Source organism: Paenibacillus konkukensis (assembly GCF_023523925.1).
In the GTDB taxonomy this organism is placed as follows: domain Bacteria; phylum Bacillota; class Bacilli; order Paenibacillales; family NBRC-103111; genus Paenibacillus_S; species Paenibacillus_S doosanensis.
The window spans coordinates 7,443,367-7,463,537 of sequence record NZ_CP027059.1 but is presented as its reverse complement, the minus strand read 5'-3'; the positions used below and the strand labels follow the sequence as shown (position 1 = coordinate 7,463,537).

The window sequence follows — 20,171 nt, the reverse complement described above, 5'->3', positions numbered from 1 at the left end:
ATTTTTCTAATCTAATCTTCAATCGTGGACAGATCGCCTGTCGGCAAATTCAGCTCCCACGCTTTCAGCACGCGGCGCATAATTTTACCGCTGCGCGTTTTGGGAAGCTTATCTCTGAATTCGATCTCGCGAGGAGCGGCATGCGCCGACAATCCGACTTTGACGAATTTGGAAATATCCGCCTTCAGCTCTTCCGACGGCTCGAAGCCTTCGCGCAGGGCGATAAACGCTTTAATGATCTCGCCGCGCATCGGGTCCGGTTTGCCGATAACCCCGGCTTCCGCTACGGCAGGATGCTCGACCAGTTTGCTCTCGACCTCGAACGGGCCTACGCGTTCGCCGGCCGTATTAATTACGTCGTCGATACGTCCTTGGAACCAGAAGTAACCGTCCTCGTCACAGTAAGCCGAGTCACCGGAAATATACCACCCGCTGATGCGGAAGTATTCCTCGTATTTGGCCGGGTTGTTCCAAATTTTGCGCATCATCGACGGCCATGGCGTCTTGATCGCCAGGTTCCCCATCCGGTACGGCGGCAAAATGTTGCCCGCGTCGTCGATAATGGCGGCTTCCACGCCGGGAAGCGGCTTGCCCATCGAGCCCGGACGAATCGCCATGCAAGGATAGTTACAGATCAATTGTCCGCCGGTTTCGGTCATCCACCATGTATCGTGAATGCGCTGATTGTATACCTTCAATCCCCAGCGGACAACCTCCGGATTCAGCGGCTCCCCTACGCTAAGCACATGGCGCAGCGCGGATAGATCGAACTGCTTCGATACGTCGTCTCCAGCGCCCATCAGCATGCGAAATGCGGTCGGAGCGCTGTACCAAACGGTCACCTTGTACTTCTCCAGCGTTGCGTACCAGTCCTGCGGGCTGAAACGACCGCCGCGGATCACGTTGGTAACTCCGTTGAGCCAAGGAGCGAATATACCGTACGATGTGCCCGTTACCCAACCCGGGTCCGCCGTACACCAATATACGTCGTTATCCTGCAGGTCGAGCACGACGCGACCCGTATAATAATGCTGAAGCATCGCGTTATGGACATGGAAGACACCCTTCGGTTTACCCGTCGATCCCGAAGTGTAATGAATCAGCATGCCGTCTTCGCGGTCCACCCATTCCAGCTCCAGCTCATCCGAGGACTGCGCCATTTCTTTATGATAATCGACTTGGCCTTCGGCCAGATCAATATTATCGCCGACGAGAATCACATGCTTCAAGTCGGGCAGTTCGCTCACAGGTACGCGATGTACGAGAGCCGGCGTCGTAATGATCGCTACCGCGCTGCTGTCCTGCAGTCGGTCTCTGACGGCCGTTTCCATAAACGCTTCGAACAGCGGACCCACGACGGCGCCGATCTTAATCGATCCAAGCAAGGAGAAATACAGCTCCGGCGTGCGCGGCATGAAGATGAACACACGGTCGCCTTTGGCAATGCCCAGCTTGCGCAGCACGTTGCCGAAGCGATTCGACTGCAGCTTCATCTCTTGATACGTATATTGCTCATCCCGCTTGTCGTCGCTGTAATAAAGGGCGACTTTATCCCGTCTCTGCGAATCGGCATGACGGTCAATCGCCTCATGGGCCATATTGACTTTGCCGGTAGTAGACCAGGAAAATTGCTTTTCTATGGCTTCCCAGCTAAACTGGGCGCGCTCTTCTTCGTAATTTTTCATGTTCGATGTTTTGGAAACGGCTTCAATACTCTCAACGTTTGCGTGATCCATTTGCTACTACCTCCTAATATGTGCTATCAATAATTCCCATTTTCATTGAAACGCTTACATCCGAAGTAAGCAGTCTTCGATTTCCACAACGAATATTATACCACAGACTCCGCTTATTAGACTATTTCTTTTCTTGCCGCCGATTTTTTGGTATAGTATCAGACAAGCATGGGTGCGCAGGATAACTCAAAAAAACAATGGACAACAGTACCTCCGCTCGATCCGCAAGAAGGGAGACAACTAGCTATGGAGCATCATAAAATATATCATTCCCGCCGCGTCCCCTATCGCGATTCGCAGATTATAGTGGAAGGCCCCGTACCTCCTGCGCAGCTCAAAACGTACCGGATGCACCGCGATCTGGACGCGTTCCGGCGTCCCAAAGACCAGTTCGAAGCGCTGGTTGAAATAGCCGAGCTGCCGGAAGGCCGCATCATTTTATCCCGGCTGGACGATGAAATCGTCGGCTATGTCACATTTCATTACCCTGACGAAATGGAGCAGTGGTCCCAGGGCAATATGGAGGACCTCATAGAGCTCGGCGCCATAGAAGTGGCCGACGACTACCGCGGGCTCGGGCTCGGCAAGCGGATGATCCAGCTCGCCTTCGAAGACGGCCAATTGGAAAATATGATTACTTTTACGACCGAATATTACTGGCATTGGGATTTGGAGAAAAGCGGTCTAAGCGTATGGGATTATCGACAGATGATGGAAAAGCTGATGAAAAGCGTGGATATGGTCTGGTTTGCGACGGATGATCCGGAGATTTGCTCTCATCCCGCCAACTGCCTGATGGTGAAAATCGGCAAACAGGTTCCGCTTTCTTCGGTCGAACAGTTCGACCGTGTTCGTTTTCGGCAGCGGTTCATGTATTGAGCCGGCTGCAGCCAATTCCAACACCGTTTGAGAGGAACGAGCCATGGGGGCGGAAATTATGACAAAGTCATCACTCTTCGTTTATGACGAACATGAAACCGGCTATCGGTTTCATAACGAGCATCCTTTTAATCAAGAACGATTGCTGCTTACCGTAGACCTGCTTCGCAAGCTCGGAGCGCTGCCGGAGACGGCGCTGCGCCGTCCGGCAGCCGCCTCCGAGGAGCAGCTGCGGCTTGCGCACAGTACCGACTACATCGAAGCCGTGAAAGCGCTTAGCCAGGAGGCCCCTCAAGAGGCGTGGCTGAAGCAGGCCGCCAAGTACGGCTTCGACGACGAAGATACGCCGATGTTCAAGGGAATGCACGAAGTTACTTCGCTGCTGGTCGGCGCCTCGATCCGCGCTGTCGACGAAGTGATGAGCGGCCGCACCCAGCATGCGCTGCATATGGGCGGCGGGCTGCATCATGCGCTGCGCAATAAAGCAGCCGGCTTCTGCATCTATAACGACGCCTCCGTGGCGATTCAACACGCTAACAACCAATACGGTGCGCGCGTGCTGTATATCGATACGGACGTGCACCACGGGGACGGCGTCCAATGGAGCTTCTACAGCGAGCCCGAAGTGTGCACGCTGTCCATTCACGAGACCGGAAAATATTTGTTTCCGGGCACGGGCGCGGTCAACGAGCGCGGCGAAGGCAGCGCCTTCGGCACCTGTATTAACATTCCGGTCGAGCCGTACACCGAGGATGCGTCTTGGCTGGAATGTCTGGAAGAAGTGCTCGATAAAGCGGCGGCCCATTTCCGGCCGGACCTCATCGTATCGCAGCATGGCTGCGACGCGCATGCTTACGATCCGTTGTCCCATGTCCATTGCAGCATGGACATTTACCAAGCGATGCCGCGGCTGATCCACCGCCTGGCCCACCGGTACAGCGGCGGGCGCTGGGTCGCGCTCGGCGGCGGCGGCTACGACTTCTGGCGCGTCGTACCGCGCGCCTGGAGCCTGCTCTGGCTCGAGATGAGCGACCATCCGATGGTCGCCCGTCTCGAGCGCGAGCCGGCGCTTGAGCTGCCCGCTGCGTGGCTCGCGCGCTGGCAGCCCCACAGCCCGGTCGAGCTGCCGAAGACGTGGCTCGACGACAACAGCTGGACGCCGATGCCGCGGCGCACCGAGATCACGGCCAAAAATCGCCAAACGAAGGAACTGGCGATGCTCTATTTATCTTAACCGCGCGAGAGGCGCCGCTTTTACCGCTGCGCCTCTCGCCGTTTTATTCTAACATAATAAAAGCTTGTCGAGCCGCCGTTTCCCCATAGGATGAGAGCGGAACGAGTTAATATCTCCTTCGCTTTTACTTAACTGCATGTATCGAAACCCATTGAGGAAGGCCTGCCATCGAATTCAATTTCCAATTGCGCAAATCCTCCAGTTCTTGTGCTGAGAGCGAATCCCCTTCACTCGTTGACTCATCGACCCAAAATGAGCCATCTTCCGCAAACATTTCTTCGATATGCTTGACACTTAGACCTGATGAAATTATAGCATTGACTATATCTTGCATACGCCAATGGAGTCTTGGAACTTCATCATTAAGAAAAGGTCCCGCTGCATCATATGGCTTGACTAACGTTAGCTTCCCTTTATCCAGCTCAAAAGGGCGAAGGAACGGGTGTATATCGAACATGATATAAGCGCCGCCCTTTTTAAGAATTCTTCTAATGCTGCTGTACATGGAATTCAAATCGGTAATCCATACATGGACTCCATTGGATGTATATACAAAATCGTATTCATCGCTTTTCACGCTGCTTAGCCGCATGGTATCATCGCAAATAAATTCAATGTCCCAACCATATTTGCCAGCTAAATTCGAGCTGTGTTCAATTTGTTTTTCCGATATGTCGCACGACGTTACTTTCGCCCCCATCATATGAAGAGCGAACACGGCATGGTTATCCCCGCTTGAAGGAACAAGTACTTTCTTTCCCTTCAAATCCGGCAAAGCCGCTTTGATCATGGAGAATGTCGTGCGGTGAAACGCCGATTCGGGGTTTTGTATTATTTTTGCTATCGCCTTGTCTGTCCTGTACCTTTGATACCACGTTTCAGACCATTCATTCCATATTCTTTTTACATTATCCATGTCGATACCTGCCTTGAATTATTTGTTAACATGATGCGACTTGATCCTACTTTACTTTTTGGAGTAAATGATTTTTCTTATGCAAATATTTTCTGCTTCCTGAATTTTGGCCCCACTTTTTATGCGTTTCTTCGGGGAAGGGAATATACAGTATGCCGCCTTTTATATACTTCTGTATTTCCTTTACCAGCTCTTCAGAAAGGACGGTAACTGCGTTCATATACTTCATTTATAGCTCCGCTCCTTAAAATTTGGGTTTTAAGGAGCAAGCGATTAAAGGCAAACTTCTCCTAATTAATTTCGTCAGTATGGTTCAACTTTCCTGCCCTTGTTCATCATTTGGAGGGAAGCAGTAATTGTTGATAGAATAAAATATGAAGAGGAACAGGTAATAAAAATTTGTACATACGAGGAGATTAAAGCTATGGCAAAAAACAAATTACTACGAATGGATAATGTTGGCATCGTTGTAGAATCTCTTGATGACGCAATCTCTTTCTTTGAGGAGATTGGCTTGAAACTCGAAGGGCGAACTACTGTCGAAGGTGAATGGGCGGGTCGCGTAACCGGGCTGGGTTCGCAGTGCGTAGAGATTGCTATGATGGTTACCCCGGATGGCCACAGCCGACTTGAACTTTCGCGATTTCTCACCCCGCCTGCCATATCAGATCACCGAACTGCTCCTGTAAATGCTCTCGGTTATTTACGCGTCATGTTCACCGTTGAAGACATTGATGAAATGGTATCCAGACTCACTAAGTATGGTGCTCAGCTCGTTGGCGAAATCGTTCAGTACGGGGACTCGTATCGGCTCTGCTACATTCGCGGAAATGAAGGACTTCTAATCGGTTTGGCGCAACACGTATAACCACCGCATTCACGCTTCGGTCTGGGCGATCGTCAGTCACGTAAACAAGAAACGAGGAAGTCATTGCCGGGACACATCCGCCCCGGCTAACCGCATCTTGGCCGGCAGCAAGCTGCCTTAACTCGGCGGGACTTCATGCCAAAAACCCGCGGCAAAGGGAACGCTCTTGCGCTTCCCCTTACCGCGGGCTTTTTTATGTTTCGTGCTTATTAGAATTGAATATTCGCTTCGATAAACGATTTCAGCTCGCTGATCGGCATCCGCGTTTGCTCCATCGTATCGCGGTGGCGCACCGTAACTTGACCGTCCTGCTCGGACTCGAAATCGTACGTAATGCAGAACGGCGTGCCAATCTCATCGTGGCGGCGGTATCTTTTACCGATCGAACCGGTATCGTCGTAATCGACCATAAAGTGCTGAGACAAGTCCGCGAAGATGTTTTGCGCGCCTTCAGCCAGCTTCTTGGACAGCGGGAAGATCGCAGCCTTGATCGGCGCCAGCGCCGGGTGAAAATGCATCACCGTCCGCTTGTCGTCCCCTTCCAGCTGCTGCTCCTCGTACGCGTCAATCAGGAATGCCAGCGTAACGCGGTCTGCGCCAAGCGATGGCTCGATGCAGTAAGGAACGTAGCGTTCGTTTCCTTCCTGGTCGATATAATTGAAATCTTCGCCGGAATGCTCCATATGCTGCTTCAAGTCGTAATCGGTACGGTCCGCAATCCCCCACAGCTCGCCCCAGCCGAACGGGAATTTGAACTCGATATCGGTCGTCGCGTTGCTGTAGTGGGACAGCTCGTCTTCGGAATGATCGCGCAGGCGGATATTCGCTTCCTTCAGTCCCAAGCTAAGCAGCCATTGATAGCAGAAGCTTCTCCAATATTCAAACCACTGCAGATCCTCTCCCGGCTTGCAGAAAAACTCAAGCTCCATCTGTTCGAATTCGCGCGTACGGAACGTGAAGTTGCCCGGCGTAATTTCATTGCGGAAGCTTTTGCCGATTTGGCCGATCCCGAACGGCAGCTTCTTTCTCATCGCCCGTTGGACGTTTTTAAAGTTGACGAAAATGCCTTGCGCCGTCTCCGGACGCATATAAACGACATTGGAGCTCGATTCCGTTACGCCTTGGAACGTCTTGAACATCAGGTTGAATTGGCGGATGTCCGTGTAATCGAACGCTCCACAGTCGGGACAAACGATGTGATGCTCTTTGATCAAATCCATCATTTGGTCGAAAGTCATGCCGTCAACGACAATCTCAATGCCTTTTTCGGCAAGCGCGTTTTCGATAATTTTATCCGCGCGATGACGCGATTTGCACTGCTTGCAGTCGATCATCGGATCGTTGAAGTTTCCGACATGGCCGGAAGCGACCCACGCTTGCGGGTTCATCAGAATGGCCGCGTCCAATCCGACGTTGTACGGAGACTGCTGAATGAACTTTTTCCACCAGGCGCGCTTAATATTGTTTTTCAATTCAACGCCGAGAGGACCGTAATCCCACGTATTGGCCAAACCGCCGTATATTTCAGAGCCCGGGAAAATAAATCCCCGATGCTTCGCTAACGCTACAACTTGATCCATAGTTACTGTCATTGAATGTTCTCTCCTTCTATGTTCTACAGATGCTTAAGCATATGCTCAACGATTGCGTACGAATTCTCCGATGCTTGGACGGTAAATTCGGCGAAATTCACGTGCGCGGAACCGTCCGCCTTATCGGACATCGAACGGATGACGACATGCGGAATGCCGTTCATTGAGCAAACCTGCGCTACGGCCGCCCCTTCCATCTCCGTGCAGGCTCCCTGAAGCTCCGTATACAGCCGTGAAACGGTTTCGCGGCTCGCGATGAACTGATCGCCCGACAATACCCTGCCGACCTTCACGCGCCCGTCAAACAGCTCCTGACCCGCATGAACCGCCAGCTCGCGCAGTTTATTGTCCGACGCGAACAGCGACGTTTCCTCGTAAGGGATCGTCCCCCGCGGAAAGCCGAGCGCCGTTACGTCCATATCATGCTGCATGGATTCGGAGCCTACGACGATGTCCCCGACATTCAGCTCGGGATCGACCGCTCCCGCTACGCCCGTAAAAATGATAGCGTCCACGCCATATGTATCGATCAGTACCTGCGTCGTCACGGCGGCGTTCACTTTGCCTACTCCCGACTTGCACAGTACGATCGTTTTTCCGTGAAAGCTTCCTTCACGGAAATGAATCTTCGCTTTCTCCGAGTCGCGAACCTGCTGCATGTGTTGGACAAACAGCTCGATCTCTTCTTTCATGGCGCCGATCACGCCAATTTTCTGATAAGACAAATTCGCTTCCCCCTAATAACATCCTTGATCAGAGCATGCGGACCATGGACTACAAAAGAAAGAGGCTCATTAACGATGAGCCACCGAGTTTCTATGAATGACCTCATGCGGTAAAATCACCTGCATTTGCTCCGATGCATCCTTGGTTTCTTTATTCATCAGCTTCGTCAAGAGTCTCATCGCAACGGCTCCGATATCGTACATCGGCATCGCCACCGTCGTTAATTGAGGGCGAACCATCGACGCCATGCGAATGTTGTCTACGCTAATGACGGACATATCTTCCGGCACCTTCAAGCCGTTATCCTGCAACGTATGGATCGCTCCGATAGCCATCTCGTCCGTAGCCGCGAAAATAGCCGTTGGCCGCTCGCTCAGCTCGAGGAAATGCTTCGTTACTTCCAGCCCGGATTCGTAACGGTAGTTGCCGATTCTGACATATTCTTCGCGCAGCGGAATACCGGCCGCTTCCAGCGCCTTCTTATATCCTTGATAACGGGCGAAGCCGTTGGCCGGGTCCTGCAAAGTTCCCGAGATCATCGCGATATCGCGATGGCCGTTCGCGATCAGATGGTTGACGGCGTCGAACGCCGCTTTCTCATGATCGATATCGACCGACGCGATCGTGTTGTTCTCGTCGGTTGTGGCGCAAAGAACAATCGGCACGGCGGAAGTTTTAAACGCTTGAATATGCTCGTCCGTTACAACGCCGCCCATAAACAGCAGCCCGTCGACTTGCTTCTCCAGGAGCGTGTTGATGACCCGGATTTCCTTTTCTTTCTTCTTGTCCGCATTACACAAAATGATGTTGTAATGGTACATATTCGCGATATCTTCGATGCCCCGGGCGACTTCGGAAAATATCGAGTTCGAGATATCCGGAATAACTACGCCGACCGTAGTGGTTTTCTTGCTGGCCAAGCCTCTGGCGACAGCGTTCGGCCGGTATCCCAGCCGTTCAATGGCTTCGAATACCTTCTTCCGGGTTTGTGGCTTCACGTTAGGATTATTATTGACAACCCGTGAAACGGTTGCCATGGAAACGCCTGCTTCTCTGGCTACATCATAAATAGTTACAGTCACGGTCATTCTCTCCATTATATTAAAATGTATAATGCTGCGATCATATACTATTAAGCCTTATCATACGACAAAATACGGTTTTACGCAATGAATTAGGCATCGTCTTACCTGCTATAGTAACAAAAAAAAGCAAAAAAAGCCAACTGCGGCGCAGAAGGCTTAGAAAAAACCGTTTATCAACGTTTTTTACAGGAAATTTACGGCATACGACAGTTACGTTTTTCCCTGAAAGCAAGCGCAATAAAACCGTGCCTCTTCGGCACAGGCGGGTGCCTCGCTAAGGCTCCGTATGTATGGAGTGTCAGGGCAAGTCGTTGACCGAGACGGCGTGCTTGGCGATTTGGCCGAGCCGGGTGCGGATCTCCTCGGTCCAGGCTTCATCCTTCAAGGATTGAGCAAGCAATAACAGATCCAGCAGCTCGTTGATCCGATTCTCTATAATTTTTTCTACCGGATCTGCCGCATGCTCTTTTTCCGTCACCTTCTTCAACAAATAGGCGATTTCGCTAATGTCGTTAAATGACAGCTGCTGCTTTTCCGGCAGATGTCCCAGTTTCCCGATGATGCCGGTGAGCTCCGGCTTCACTTCTGCGAATACTTCGCTTCGCTGACAAGATTCGCATGAATAAACAGGAACGTTCTCGATTTCCACTTTGTTCTGATAGATGACAGTACGCAGCTTTATGCTCATCGCGCTGCCACACTTGCACTGCTTCTGCAACCTTACCACTCCTTCATTCCAACAACAACGCATTGTAGCGGCATTATAACGACCCCGTCTGGAACCGGCATCATCAGGCTCCATACGCTGCTTTATACGGCCGTAGCCCCCGTCAAGCGACTTCGTTTCGGATATTGACGATTAGGTCCGGGATCATTAGACTAATGCTCTTTAGAGTACAAATTCTACTTACGGATGCATTCTCCTGCTGGAACGAGGCTAGTAATATTAACCACACCGCTGCCTCTTGGCTCGGCGGGCAGCTGGCGGGCAGGAAGCGCATGAGAGAGCCGCGAGCTTTCGCCGGGCTTTTAACGCTTCGTAAATTCGGCAAGCACTCTCACGAACTCCTTGGTGAAAGCAGGCAGGTCGGGCGGTCTGCGCCCGGAGACGATATTGCGGTCCACTACGACCTCCTGATCGACCCAAACGGCGCCCGCATTTTCCAAATCATCCTTGATGCCCGGAGTGGACGTCATCGTGTATCCGGCGCAAATTTTGGCCGAAGCGAGCACCCAGCCTGCATGGCATATATGAGCAATCGGCTTCTCAGCCTCGTGGAATTCTCTTGTCAAGCGCAGCACGTCGGCATAGCGGCGCAGCTTGTCCGGCGCCCAGCCGCCAGGAACATACAAACCGATATAATCCTCCGATCGGACGTCTTCTATCGCGTATTCCGTCGTTAACGGAACGCCGTATTTCCCGTGATAGACGGTCCCCGACTTGGGCCCCGCCAAATGCACCTCGGCCCCCGACTCGCGCAGCCGAAGCACGGGATACCACATCTCCAAATCCTCGAATTCTTCATCTACGAAAGCAAGCACTTTATAGCCTTTCAATTCCATTGCCTTCACTCCATCCTTATAAAATTCTCTTTATTTCGTCAGCACGTCCTGCCGCAAATGGCGGTTGAGCACTTCCATGACGTCCTTGCTGTTCGCGCAGCGCAGCAGCTCGCTCCATATTCCCGCTCCTTCGCTGAAGCGGCTTTGCAGCAGGCTGTTCTTGACGCGCAGGATCGATTGGACCGACATGCTCAGCTCCGTAATGCCGAGTCCGATCCATATCGGCAGCGCGCGGATGTCGCCCGCGAGCTCCCCGCAGACGCTCACATGAATATTGGCCGACCTGGCGGCCTCCACCGTCGACTTCAGCATCCGCAGCACCGCAGGGTGGAAAGGATCGTACAAATGGGCGACCGTTTCATTCATCCGGTCTACGGCCAGTATGTACTGAACCAGATCGTTGGTTCCGATACTGAAAAAGTCGACCTTCTCGGCGAGCAAATCCGCAATGATGACCGCGGCGGGAACCTCGATCATGATGCCCACCTCAATCTCCTCCTGAAAGGGCATCCCTTGCTCTCTCAGCTCCCGTTTGGCCGTCTCCAGCACATCGTTCGCCTTGCGCAGCTCCTCCAGCGACGAGATCATCGGGTACAATATTTTGATATTCCCGTAATGGCTGGCGCGCAGAATGGCTCTAAGCTGCGTCTTGAACAAGTCGGTGCGGTCAAGCGAGATGCGGATCGCCCTGTAGCCGAGCGAGGGATTGTCTTCCTCCGGCAGCTCGATATAGTCGAGGCTCTTGTCCCCGCCGATATCGAGCGTTCGGATGACGACCCGGTTGCCTGCCATCTTTTCGGCGACCTGACGGTAAATCTCGAACTGCTCTTCTTCGAGAGGCAGACTGTCCCGGTCCATGTACACGAATTCGGTCCGGAACAGGCCGACGCTGGAGGCCCCGTTTTTCAGCACCTGATCGAGCTCCTTGACGGAGCTGATATTGGCCGCCAATTGAAAATCGACGCCGTCCGACGTTTGCGCGGGCAGATGAGCGAGCGTTTGCAGCTTGTCTTTGAGCTTTTGCAGTATCGCCTTGCGCGTCTTATACTCCTCGATCAGCGCTTCGGACGGATTGATATAGACTTTGCCTTCGTCCCCGTCGATGATGAGGTAATCGCCGTTTTGAATCGGCGTATTCAGCTTGCCTTCGAGCCCCAGCACATAGGGGACGCCCATCGCGCGGGCCATGATGGCCACGTGCGAGGTTTTCCCTCCGAGCATCGTCACGAGTCCTAGCGCCAGGTTGATGTCCAGATGGACCATTTGCGACGGAGACAGCTCTTTGGCGACCAGAATGTAGGGCTGGTCCTTCGGAGGGAATGTCTCCTCAAGCGCCCCCAGCAAATGCTTCAGAAGGCGGTTGCCGACGTCCTTGATGTCGAGCGCCCGCTCTTTCATATACTGATCGTCCAGCAGATCGAACATATTGACGAATTTCTCTATCGCCTCTTTGACTGCGACCTCGGCCGCTTTATATTGGCGCTGCATAATGCCCTGAACCTCGTTCATAAAGATCGGGTCCTCCAAAATCGCCAAATGCGCATCGAAAATCGATGTCTGTTCTTCCCCTAATACCGAGACGAATTCTTGCTTTATCGTTTCAATTTCATCCTTGGACGAACGAATGCCATCGTACAGCCTTTCGAATTCATAAGCCAAATCGGTGACATCGATCAGCTTCTCCGGAAAGTCCCATTCCCAGGTCGGAATGACGAAAGCTTTTCCCATCGCGATCCCTGATGAAGCTCCGATCCCCTCAGCCAAAAGTGTTCCCTCCCCCTGTAGCATCCTTCAAGACGACAGACATGACGGACGCCTGTCCTTTTTTAACCGTTTTGAACGGCGCGAAGCTCCAAGACTTCACTTTGTCCACATTGGTTATAATCATCGGCGTAGCCAAAGACTTGCAATTCTTTTTCACCTTCTGCAGGTTGAAGCGAATGAGCAGCTGCCCCGCCTCTACCTGATCGCCTTCCTTCACAAGCGCTGTAAACCATTTTCCCTGCAATTGCGAAGTGTCTATGCCGATGTGCAGCAGCACCTCAAGCCCTTCCTCCGTTTGAATGCCTACCGCATGCAGCGACGGATACAGAATCATAATCTTGCCGGATACCGGAGCGACGAGCTCGCCTTTCTCCGGCATGAACGCCACGCCGTTGCCGACCAGCCTTCCGGCGAAGATCGGATCGGGGACCTCCTCCAGCGGAATCATCCTGCCCTGCATCGGAGCGCTGAACAGCACGGGATGGACATCCTTCACCAGCACCTTCTTGATCTCCTCGCGAATCAGCTCCGAGTACGTGCCGAAAACGACTTGAACGTTCCCGCCTCCCAGGCGGATGACTCCGGCGGCCCCAAGATGTTTCAGCGCCGCAATGTCCATCAGACGGTCGTTCTCGAGCGTCAATCGGAGCCGCGTAATGCAGGCTTCCAGCTTCTTGATGTTGTTCTTGCCTCCCAGCGCCTGCAAAATCAGCGGCGAACGGTATGGAATATCTCCCGCCCATTCTTCGAGCTGCGAGCCTTCCTCCCTGCCGGGAGTCGGAATCCGGAAACGGCGTATCGCCCAGCGGAACAGAAAATAATAGACAAGGAAATAGCCGAGTCCGATAGGAATCAGCATCCAGCCGTTATGCGACAGATGGAAGTTGATCAAATAATCGATGGCTCCCGCCGAATAGGAGAAGCCGTGATGAATGTCCAGCGCATACGCGATCCACATCGACAATCCCGACAAAATGGCGTGAACGATGAAAAGATAAGGAGCGACGAACAAGAAGGCGAACTCTATGGGCTCCGTAACTCCGGTCAGAAAGGAAGCGAGCGCCGCAGTCAAGAACGTGGCGCGGATTTTTGGCTTCAAGTCCTCCCTCGCCTCGTGAATGATCGCCATCGCGATGGCGGGCAGAGCAAACATCATAATCGGATAAAGCCCGGCCATATAGATGCCCGCTTTCGGGTCTCCGGCAAAATAGCGCGGCAAATCCCCGAACACCATCTCTCCGCTCGGTTTCTCGTATGCGCCCAGCTGGAACCAGAAAAAGTTGTTGAACACGTGATGAAGCCCTGAAGGAACTAGCAGACGATGGATGACTCCGTACACGAACGTGCCGAATCCCCCTAATCCGAGAACGGCATTAGAGAGCGTTTGCATGAATAATTCCATATAAGGGCCAAATTGGATCGTGATCAAACTAAGCGCCAGAATGGATAATCCCATAAGCAGCGGAACCATGCGGGGCCCGCCAAAAAATTGAATCGATTCCGGCAATTGAATATCTTTGACGCGATGATACAAAATCGCGGCAATCAGCCCGATGAGTATCCCCCGGGGATTCCCAGATGGAACTCGTCCCCCATATAATGCCGGGTCGCCTGATTGAACATGATTTGCCCGATCAGCGCCGACATGCCGGCGATCCCTGCGCTCTCCGTCAAGCCCAAGGCGACGCCGACGGCAAAGATCATAGGCAAATAAGTAAATATCGTGTTGCCGAAAAACAGCATGAGCTCCCCGAAACGGGACATATGTACGTCTTGCCAAGGCAGCGTGCCGAGCCGCAGCAATACCGCCGCAACCGGGATGGTAATGGTCGGAAGCATGAGTGACCGGCCCAATTGCTGCAAATTCCCCATCCAGTTCAAACCAACCGCACCCTCCTTTCTATCTCGATGGTAAGGCCAATGTCCCTTTTTGTCAAACAACCCCAAACCAATTGTTCGGGGCTGCTTCGCATGATTTATGAAAAGCTTGGGAATTGGGAGGAATAGCCGCTGAACTGCTGCTTTGCTTGGGAAATTTCCTGCTTATCGGCCGCTTTCATCTTGTACCAGCCTTTTTCGAACATGAGATTGAACAGCTCCCATTGCGCCTCCTGCTGGGCGGTCAAAATCGACGCGACGCTCTTGCGCAGCTGCGGATTTTGCACTTCGCTCAGTCCCGTATTGAAGCCGGTCGTCAAATATTTTTGCATCGACAATATGTCATTTACGCGATCCCGGTCGTTCATCTCCGGGCCTTTCACTTGCGGGAGCTCGCCGGATTGCGGTTTAGCAATTTCCATCGTAGGCATAATGGATGTTCCCTCCTTATTTATTGCAAATGGTTAAGCAATGTTTGGTAATGATCGAGATGTTGGCGGCCCGTTTTTTCAATTAGCTGCTTAATTTCGGCATCCTGGCATTGCTCAGCCGATTCTTTGCATTTTTTCATCGCCAGAAGCTCCCAGGACAAGAAGTCCTTAATGTAGCTGAACTCCTTTTCCGATAGCAAGCTGCGGTCGGACGTCATATTTTGCTGATTGTTCACCTGTACATACCTCCTCCATGTGTAAAGCGGGCCGTGAGGCCCGCCATTTGCTAAAGCAGCTATTTTAGAATTGGTATCTGTTAATGTTCATGCCGGAAGAACCGAATTGGCTTTGCGCAGGCTGCGCCGAATCGCTTCTCAAGTAGGCGTCGTGACCTTGCTGATCTCCGCGGTAGTTCGCCGTATGATACGACTGCGGAGCTTGGAATTGGTTAAATTGCTGGGAAGATGCAAACGAGTTGCTGTTCATTCCCGTGTTATAAGAATGCATAGCGGAAGCGCCGATACCGTATTGGTTTTGCGCCGGTTGGGAAGAATCGCTTCTCAGGTAAGCGTCGTGGCCTTGTTGATTGCCGCGGTAGCTTGCCGTATGATACGATTCCGGGTGTTGTTGTTGATTGAACTGTTGTTGGCCGGAGAACGAATTGAAGCTGCTGTAAGAAGGAGCTTGATTCATGTAGCTGCCGCCAAATTGGCTTTGCGCCGGTTGTGCCGAGTCGCTTCTCAAGTAAGCGTCATGGCCTTGTTGATTGCCGCGATAGCTTGCCGTATGATACGACTGCGGGCTTTGGCTTTGGAAGCTGGAGAATTGCGCCTGGTTTTGATGTTGTTGATTTTGGAATTGACCGCCCATGCCGCTGTTTAAAGATTGGTTGTACTGCGATTGCACAAAACCGATCGGTTGGTATTTCGTCTCAAGCCCGCGGTATTGGGACATTACGTTCCCGGCACCCATTTGTGGCTGAAAGGAATTTTGCTGATAGCTTTGATACATGTGAAAAATCCTCCTTAGGAAGTTGTTAAAGTCTTCCGGGATCGGTTCATGTAACCGTTGCTCTTCCAGAAGCCTTTATTATTGTCTCTAAGGAGGATTTATTTTATTTATGGAAGCTCTTGGCTTTTCTAACGTCTTCCGCCGGTCGACTGAAGCACGATACGTTTCAATTCCGCTGCGGCCTGCAGCGGATTCGATTGCTTGGTAATGGCGGATACGACGGCGACGCCTCCCGCTCCGGCCTGAATGACGGAGGCGGCGTTGCCGCTATGGATGCCGCCGATACCGACGGTAGGAACGCTCCAGCGCCGGGCAATGTCGCCGATTAAGCCGGTACCGATCGCCTCTCCGGCATCCGGCTTGGTCGAGGTCGCATAGACGGGACCTACTCCCAAATAATCGGCTCCTTGAGCCATAGCCCATTCGGCTTCTTCCATCGATCCGGCGGAAATGCCGACGATCTTATCGCCGCCGAGCAGCTGCCTGGCCGCAAGCCCGGGAATATCGTCCTGCCCGACATGCACGCCGTCGGCGTTCAGCAGCACGGCCACATCGACGCGGTCGTTGACGAGAAAAGGAACGCGGTACTCGCGGCATAAATCGCGCAATTTGGCGCCCTGCTCCAAAACCTGCTTCAATGGAGCGTTCTTTTCACGCAGCTGGAGGATCGTCACCCCGCCTTCAAGCGCCTCGCGGGCAATCTCAAGCGCCGTTCGTCCGCCATGGCCTTCCAGTCCCATAACGAGATAAACGGGCATATAAGCGGAAATATGTTCGCGGTACACGTTTATCTTCCTCCGGGCAGCAGGATGGAGTCTTCCACTTTAATGCAGCGGTCCATGATGACTTCCAACCCGCCGGCTTTGGCAATATCTGCCGCTTCTTCATTAAAGATGCCTTGCTGCAGCCAGAACACCTTCGCCTTGATCTTAACCGCTTCTTCCGCAACCGGGACGACCGTCTCGCTGCGGCGGAATACGTTCACGATATCTACGGGCTCGGGGATATCCGACAACGACGGATAGCAGGTTTCGCCCAAAATGCTGTCGGCATTGGGATTTACCGGGATAATCCGGTATCCTTTCTTCTGCATCGCTTCAGCCACCATATACGAAACGCGGTCCGGCTTATCCGACAAGCCGACGACCGCCACGTTGCCCGCGCCGATCAGCAGTTCTTTAATACGCTCGCGGGAAGGATTTTCGAATGCCATGACAACCAGCTCCTTGATTTAAGATTGAGTGTAAGAAAGCGCCTGACGACCCATCGCTTCCCAAGTTTGTATAAATTGTTCTTTATCTATTTTCACTTTGCTTTTGCCGTTATAAGGGTCGTTGACATACACGTTCTGCTCGTCAAATCCGACCAACAGGACGGCATGCTCCATAAACGTCGTTTGAATAGGACCGATCGGCGTATCCCAGACGACCCATTTGCTCGGCACCCTGTAATCGATCGTGGTCCATACTACCGAAGGAATGCCTTCCCTCAGCTGCTGTTCCAGCTTCTCGAACGGTTTGCCCGTAAAATCCTGCGCCCCGGGAACATATTGGGCGAGCAGCCCGTACAAGGCGCTATGATAAATGCCGAAGCCTTTGGCGGCTCCCGTAACTTCGCCTACAAAGCCCGTGTTCGGATTGCCCCAATATGCGATGGAGCCGTCCGAATTCGTTTTGAAAGGCGTCGGGTCCTTAGGCATTTCGGAGGCAAGCTCCATCTTATCCTTCTGAATGCCGGCAAATTGCAGCAGCATCGTGAGACTGGTCACTTCGCAGCCTGACGGCAGCTCCGGATACTGCTTCACCGCCGGAGCATCCAGCATCGCCGTTGCGGCCGGAGGCGGCGTCTCTGGAGCAACAGCCGCAACTGCCGGAGCATGGACGTTCTGGGAAGGCTTATTCGCGCCCGTCTCGGCATAGACGACGGCCACCTCGTCTTCGAACCAAGCCTGCCCCGTTATTTTGGCATAGAGCAGCACGCCGAATACTCCGCTGGCAAAAACAAGTCCTCCGACCAAGAAAAAGCCGAACGTAACCTGGAGGCCCTTCCATAGTACCTTCAGTACCTTCATGAGGAAATCAACCCGCTTGTGTATGATGAAAAAACTCGTGTCGCCGCCTTTTGAAGCAAAGACAAGCGATAACTACCGCTGGACCAAACCGGCTCCGATTATTCCTTAACCAATTCGATGTGCGCGCCCAGCGAGAGCAAATGCTCAAAATAATGAGGATACGATTTGGCCACATGATGAGCGTCGTTGATGATCAAGCCCTGCTCGGAACGCAGCCCCACGACGGTAAGCGCCATAATGACCCGGTGATCGTAATGAGCGTTGATCTCTACTCCCCCCTGCACTCCTTGCGGACGGCCGTGAACGATGATCTCGCTTTGTCTTTCTTCGACATCCGCTCCGGCCTTACGCAGCTCGTTCAAGAAATCGGTAATGCGGTCACATTCCTTGTATCGCAAGTTCTCGACATTATAGAAGCGGGACGTGCCTTCGGCGAACACCGCCGCAGCCACCATAGCCAGCACGGCATCCGTAAAGTGGTCTCCGTCGAACTCCCCGGCTTTCAGCTTCTGATTGCCTTTAACATGCACAACGCCGTTTTCATGCGTCAGATTGACGTCCATCGCGCGCAGCACGTCGACGACGGCTTTCTCGCCCTGCTTGCTCTGCTCTTCGAGCCGGAGCACTTTTACGTCGGAGTTCGTAACGGCCGCAGCGGCCAAAATAGCCGCGGAGCCCGGGTAATCGCCCTGAACGACGTACTTTTGCGGCTGATACTTTTGCCGGCCCGGGATTTTATAATGCATCAAATCGTCGGAAGCCTCGATCTTGATGCCGGCCTGCGCGATAACCTCCAATGTTTGCCCGACGATCACTTTCGATTTCAGGTCGTGCAGCACCTCTATTTCGCTGTCTTCTTCAAGCAGCGGCGTCATAAAGAGCAGCGAGCTCAAAAATTGCGAACTCACATTGCCGGATACCCGGATCTTTCCGCCCCGCGGACGGCCGCCGCGGATCGTAATGGGCAGCTTGCCCTCCCGATGCTCGACCTCCACTCCCATCTGCTGAAGCGCGTCGATCAAATCGTCATGCGGACGTTTGCCCAAAGAATCGGGATATGTATTGACGAACGTAAGCTCCGGACAGAAAGCCGCAATCGACATCAGAAAGCGGAGTACCGCCCCGGCATTGCCTACGTTAAGCTCCTTGACATGCTTCGGATGTCTTCCGAAGCCTTGAATCGTCATCTTCTCGTCGTCTTCTTCCACGACGGCCCCCAAATCGCGGATGCAGCGGCGCATCGCATCGCTGTCTTCGCTGTGGGCAGGGTAATAGATCGTGCTTGTCCCTTCCGCCAATGCGCCGATCAGCAGATAACGGGTCGTATAGTTTTTTGAAGAGAGCGCATTAATCGTACCCTCTAATTGATTGGTCGGTTTCACAATAGCTTTCATGAATATGTATCTCTCCTGTTCCGCATAAAAAGTGAAGAAATCAATAGGTTGCTTTTCGGAAATACTGCCAGTTTACCATACCTTAGCAAAGGATGAAAACCGCAAGTTTGACACCGAAACCGGTTTCTCTATATGATGGATACAGATGCCCACACATCAAACTTGAAGCCTGATGGAGGTTTATTTCAATGCAAACCATTACCCCCGAACAACTGAAAAAACGTCTGGAGCAAGGCGAAAAGCTCGATATTATCGACGTTCGCGAAGACGAGGAAGTCGCTCAAGGCATCATTCCAGGAGCCGTCCACATTCCTTTGATGCAAATTCCCGACCGGCTCGCCGACATTCCCAAAGACAGGGAAACGATCCTCGTCTGCCGAAGCGGCAATCGCAGCGGAAGAGCCTACGACTTCTTAACGGCGCAGGGATTCGCCAATCTGAAAAATATGAGCGGCGGCATGCTGGAGTGGGACAAGCTTTAATTCGGCATAGCCGCGACGATTTCAGCCACAATCTCTTCTACGGACAAAGAGCCGGTATCGATCCGCTTTCCTGCGAAATCGTATGCGTGCTTACGGGTTTCCAGCAGCGTATGCACGCGCTCCTTCACATCGCCCTGAACTAAAGGGCGGTTCTGGTCCTGGCTGACCCGGCTGATAATCGTCTCGGCATCCGCTGTCAAAGCGACGACCCATCCTCTTGCTTGCATGACCTTGCGGTTTTGCTCCGCCAAAACCGCACCGCCTCCGGTGGCGATAACCTGACGGGTTCCGTCCAGCGTTATGGCGATCGTCTCGCTCTCGATGTCCCGAAATGCCTTCTCTCCCGCAGTCGCAAAAATATCGCTGATCGACATGCCCTGCCGCTCCTCAATCAAAGCGTCCGTGTCGACAAACTTCCATCCCAGCCGGGACGCCAGCGTCTTGCCTACCGTAGATTTTCCCGTGCCCATAAAACCTACCAGCACAATATTCGATGGTTCCAATACGTTCACACCTCTTGACAGCTCATTTCTAACCTTAT

The 20,171-nt window shown here is 52.7% G+C and carries 23 protein-coding genes; 4 read left to right on the top strand and 19 right to left on the bottom strand.

Annotated elements, in window-relative coordinates; all coding sequences use genetic code 11:
- Positions 1–11: 11 nt before the first annotated feature.
- The gene (acsA, locus tag SK3146_RS32530) at positions 12–1,736 is read right to left on the bottom strand and encodes an acetate--CoA ligase (protein WP_249862693.1); all 1,725 of its coding nucleotides are present in this window, start codon (positions 1,734–1,736) and stop codon (positions 12–14) included.
- A gap of 246 nt (positions 1,737–1,982) precedes the next feature.
- Between acsA and SK3146_RS32525 the strand changes: the two genes are divergently transcribed.
- Both SK3146_RS32525 and SK3146_RS32520 read left to right on the top strand, forming a co-directional pair.
- Complete coding sequence (locus tag SK3146_RS32525) at positions 1,983–2,615, top strand: GNAT family N-acetyltransferase (RefSeq protein WP_249862692.1); 633 nt, start codon at positions 1,983–1,985, stop codon at positions 2,613–2,615.
- A gap of 58 nt (positions 2,616–2,673) precedes the next feature.
- Entirely contained in the window at positions 2,674–3,849 is a 1,176-nt protein-coding gene (locus tag SK3146_RS32520) for an acetoin utilization protein AcuC (protein ID WP_249862691.1), read from the top strand.
- Positions 3,850–3,973: 124 nt separating this feature from the next.
- Here SK3146_RS32520 and SK3146_RS32515 read toward each other — a convergent pair whose 3' ends face one another.
- Positions 3,974–4,765 (bottom strand): class I SAM-dependent methyltransferase, encoded by a 792-nt coding sequence (locus tag SK3146_RS32515; RefSeq protein ID WP_249862690.1) that lies wholly within the window; start codon positions 4,763–4,765, stop codon positions 3,974–3,976.
- Positions 4,766–4,811: 46 nt separating this feature from the next.
- Entirely contained in the window at positions 4,812–4,994 is a 183-nt protein-coding gene (locus tag SK3146_RS32510) for a CD3324 family protein (RefSeq protein ID WP_249862689.1), read from the bottom strand.
- A gap of 195 nt (positions 4,995–5,189) precedes the next feature.
- On the opposite strand from SK3146_RS32510, the gene SK3146_RS32505 reads away from it, so the two are divergent.
- Positions 5,190–5,633: a VOC family protein gene (locus SK3146_RS32505; protein WP_249862688.1), complete on the top strand. Its 444-nt coding sequence runs from the start codon at positions 5,190–5,192 to the stop codon at positions 5,631–5,633.
- A 209-nt stretch (positions 5,634–5,842) separates the two neighbouring features.
- On the opposite strand, the gene SK3146_RS32500 is transcribed toward SK3146_RS32505, so the two are convergent.
- From SK3146_RS32500 to aroA, 15 genes are all read right to left on the bottom strand, one after another.
- Positions 5,843–7,225, bottom strand: coding sequence for a glycine--tRNA ligase (locus SK3146_RS32500; RefSeq protein ID WP_249862687.1), 1,383 nt, complete (start codon positions 7,223–7,225; stop codon positions 5,843–5,845).
- Positions 7,226–7,248: 23 nt separating this feature from the next.
- Positions 7,249–7,950, bottom strand: a complete 702-nt coding sequence (locus tag SK3146_RS32495; protein WP_249862686.1) for a 5'-methylthioadenosine/adenosylhomocysteine nucleosidase — start codon at positions 7,948–7,950, stop codon at positions 7,249–7,251.
- Positions 7,951–8,019: 69 nt separating this feature from the next.
- Positions 8,020–9,048, bottom strand: a complete 1,029-nt coding sequence (ccpA, locus tag SK3146_RS32490; RefSeq protein WP_249862685.1) for a catabolite control protein A — start codon at positions 9,046–9,048, stop codon at positions 8,020–8,022.
- 286 nt (positions 9,049–9,334) lie between these two features.
- Positions 9,335–9,754 (bottom strand): hypothetical protein, encoded by a 420-nt coding sequence (locus SK3146_RS32485; protein WP_249862684.1) that lies wholly within the window; start codon positions 9,752–9,754, stop codon positions 9,335–9,337.
- A 311-nt stretch (positions 9,755–10,065) separates the two neighbouring features.
- Positions 10,066–10,599, bottom strand: a complete 534-nt coding sequence (locus tag SK3146_RS32480) for a type 1 glutamine amidotransferase domain-containing protein (RefSeq protein ID WP_249866509.1) — start codon at positions 10,597–10,599, stop codon at positions 10,066–10,068.
- Positions 10,600–10,629: 30 nt separating this feature from the next.
- Positions 10,630–12,363, bottom strand: coding sequence for a phosphoenolpyruvate--protein phosphotransferase (gene ptsP / locus SK3146_RS32475; RefSeq protein ID WP_249862683.1), 1,734 nt, complete (start codon positions 12,361–12,363; stop codon positions 10,630–10,632).
- A complete protein-coding gene (locus SK3146_RS32470) occupies positions 12,356–13,897 on the bottom strand; it encodes a glucose PTS transporter subunit IIA (RefSeq protein ID WP_434006838.1) in 1,542 nt (513 codons plus the stop codon). The genes ptsP and SK3146_RS32470 overlap by 8 nt, the downstream gene beginning before the upstream one ends.
- A gap of 11 nt (positions 13,898–13,908) precedes the next feature.
- A complete protein-coding gene (locus SK3146_RS35380; RefSeq protein WP_434006922.1) occupies positions 13,909–14,235 on the bottom strand; it encodes a PTS transporter subunit EIIC in 327 nt (108 codons plus the stop codon).
- Positions 14,236–14,339: 104 nt separating this feature from the next.
- A complete protein-coding gene (locus SK3146_RS32465; RefSeq protein WP_249862682.1) occupies positions 14,340–14,672 on the bottom strand; it encodes a spore coat protein in 333 nt (110 codons plus the stop codon).
- A gap of 20 nt (positions 14,673–14,692) precedes the next feature.
- The gene (locus tag SK3146_RS32460) at positions 14,693–14,908 is read right to left on the bottom strand and encodes a hypothetical protein (RefSeq protein ID WP_249862681.1); all 216 of its coding nucleotides are present in this window, start codon (positions 14,906–14,908) and stop codon (positions 14,693–14,695) included.
- Positions 14,909–14,972: 64 nt separating this feature from the next.
- A complete protein-coding gene (locus tag SK3146_RS32455; RefSeq protein ID WP_249862680.1) occupies positions 14,973–15,683 on the bottom strand; it encodes a hypothetical protein in 711 nt (236 codons plus the stop codon).
- A 128-nt stretch (positions 15,684–15,811) separates the two neighbouring features.
- Positions 15,812–16,468 carry a thiamine phosphate synthase gene (gene thiE, locus SK3146_RS32450; protein ID WP_249862679.1) on the bottom strand — a complete coding sequence of 219 codons (657 nt, stop codon included), beginning with the start codon at positions 16,466–16,468 and terminating at the stop codon, positions 15,812–15,814.
- A gap of 2 nt (positions 16,469–16,470) precedes the next feature.
- A complete protein-coding gene (locus SK3146_RS32445; protein WP_249862678.1) occupies positions 16,471–16,896 on the bottom strand; it encodes a CoA-binding protein in 426 nt (141 codons plus the stop codon).
- A gap of 18 nt (positions 16,897–16,914) precedes the next feature.
- Entirely contained in the window at positions 16,915–17,754 is an 840-nt protein-coding gene (locus SK3146_RS32440) for a C39 family peptidase (protein WP_249862677.1), read from the bottom strand.
- A gap of 98 nt (positions 17,755–17,852) precedes the next feature.
- Positions 17,853–19,148, bottom strand: coding sequence for a 3-phosphoshikimate 1-carboxyvinyltransferase (aroA, locus tag SK3146_RS32435; RefSeq protein WP_249862676.1), 1,296 nt, complete (start codon positions 19,146–19,148; stop codon positions 17,853–17,855).
- A gap of 188 nt (positions 19,149–19,336) precedes the next feature.
- Between aroA and SK3146_RS32430 the strand changes: the two genes are divergently transcribed.
- Positions 19,337–19,630 carry a rhodanese-like domain-containing protein gene (locus tag SK3146_RS32430; protein WP_249862675.1) on the top strand — a complete coding sequence of 98 codons (294 nt, stop codon included), beginning with the start codon at positions 19,337–19,339 and terminating at the stop codon, positions 19,628–19,630.
- Here SK3146_RS32430 and SK3146_RS32425 read toward each other — a convergent pair.
- Positions 19,627–20,142: a shikimate kinase gene (locus tag SK3146_RS32425; RefSeq protein ID WP_310943096.1), complete on the bottom strand. Its 516-nt coding sequence runs from the start codon at positions 20,140–20,142 to the stop codon at positions 19,627–19,629. The two genes, SK3146_RS32430 and SK3146_RS32425, sit on opposite strands and share 4 nt — an antisense overlap.
- Positions 20,143–20,171 lie beyond the last annotated feature (29 nt).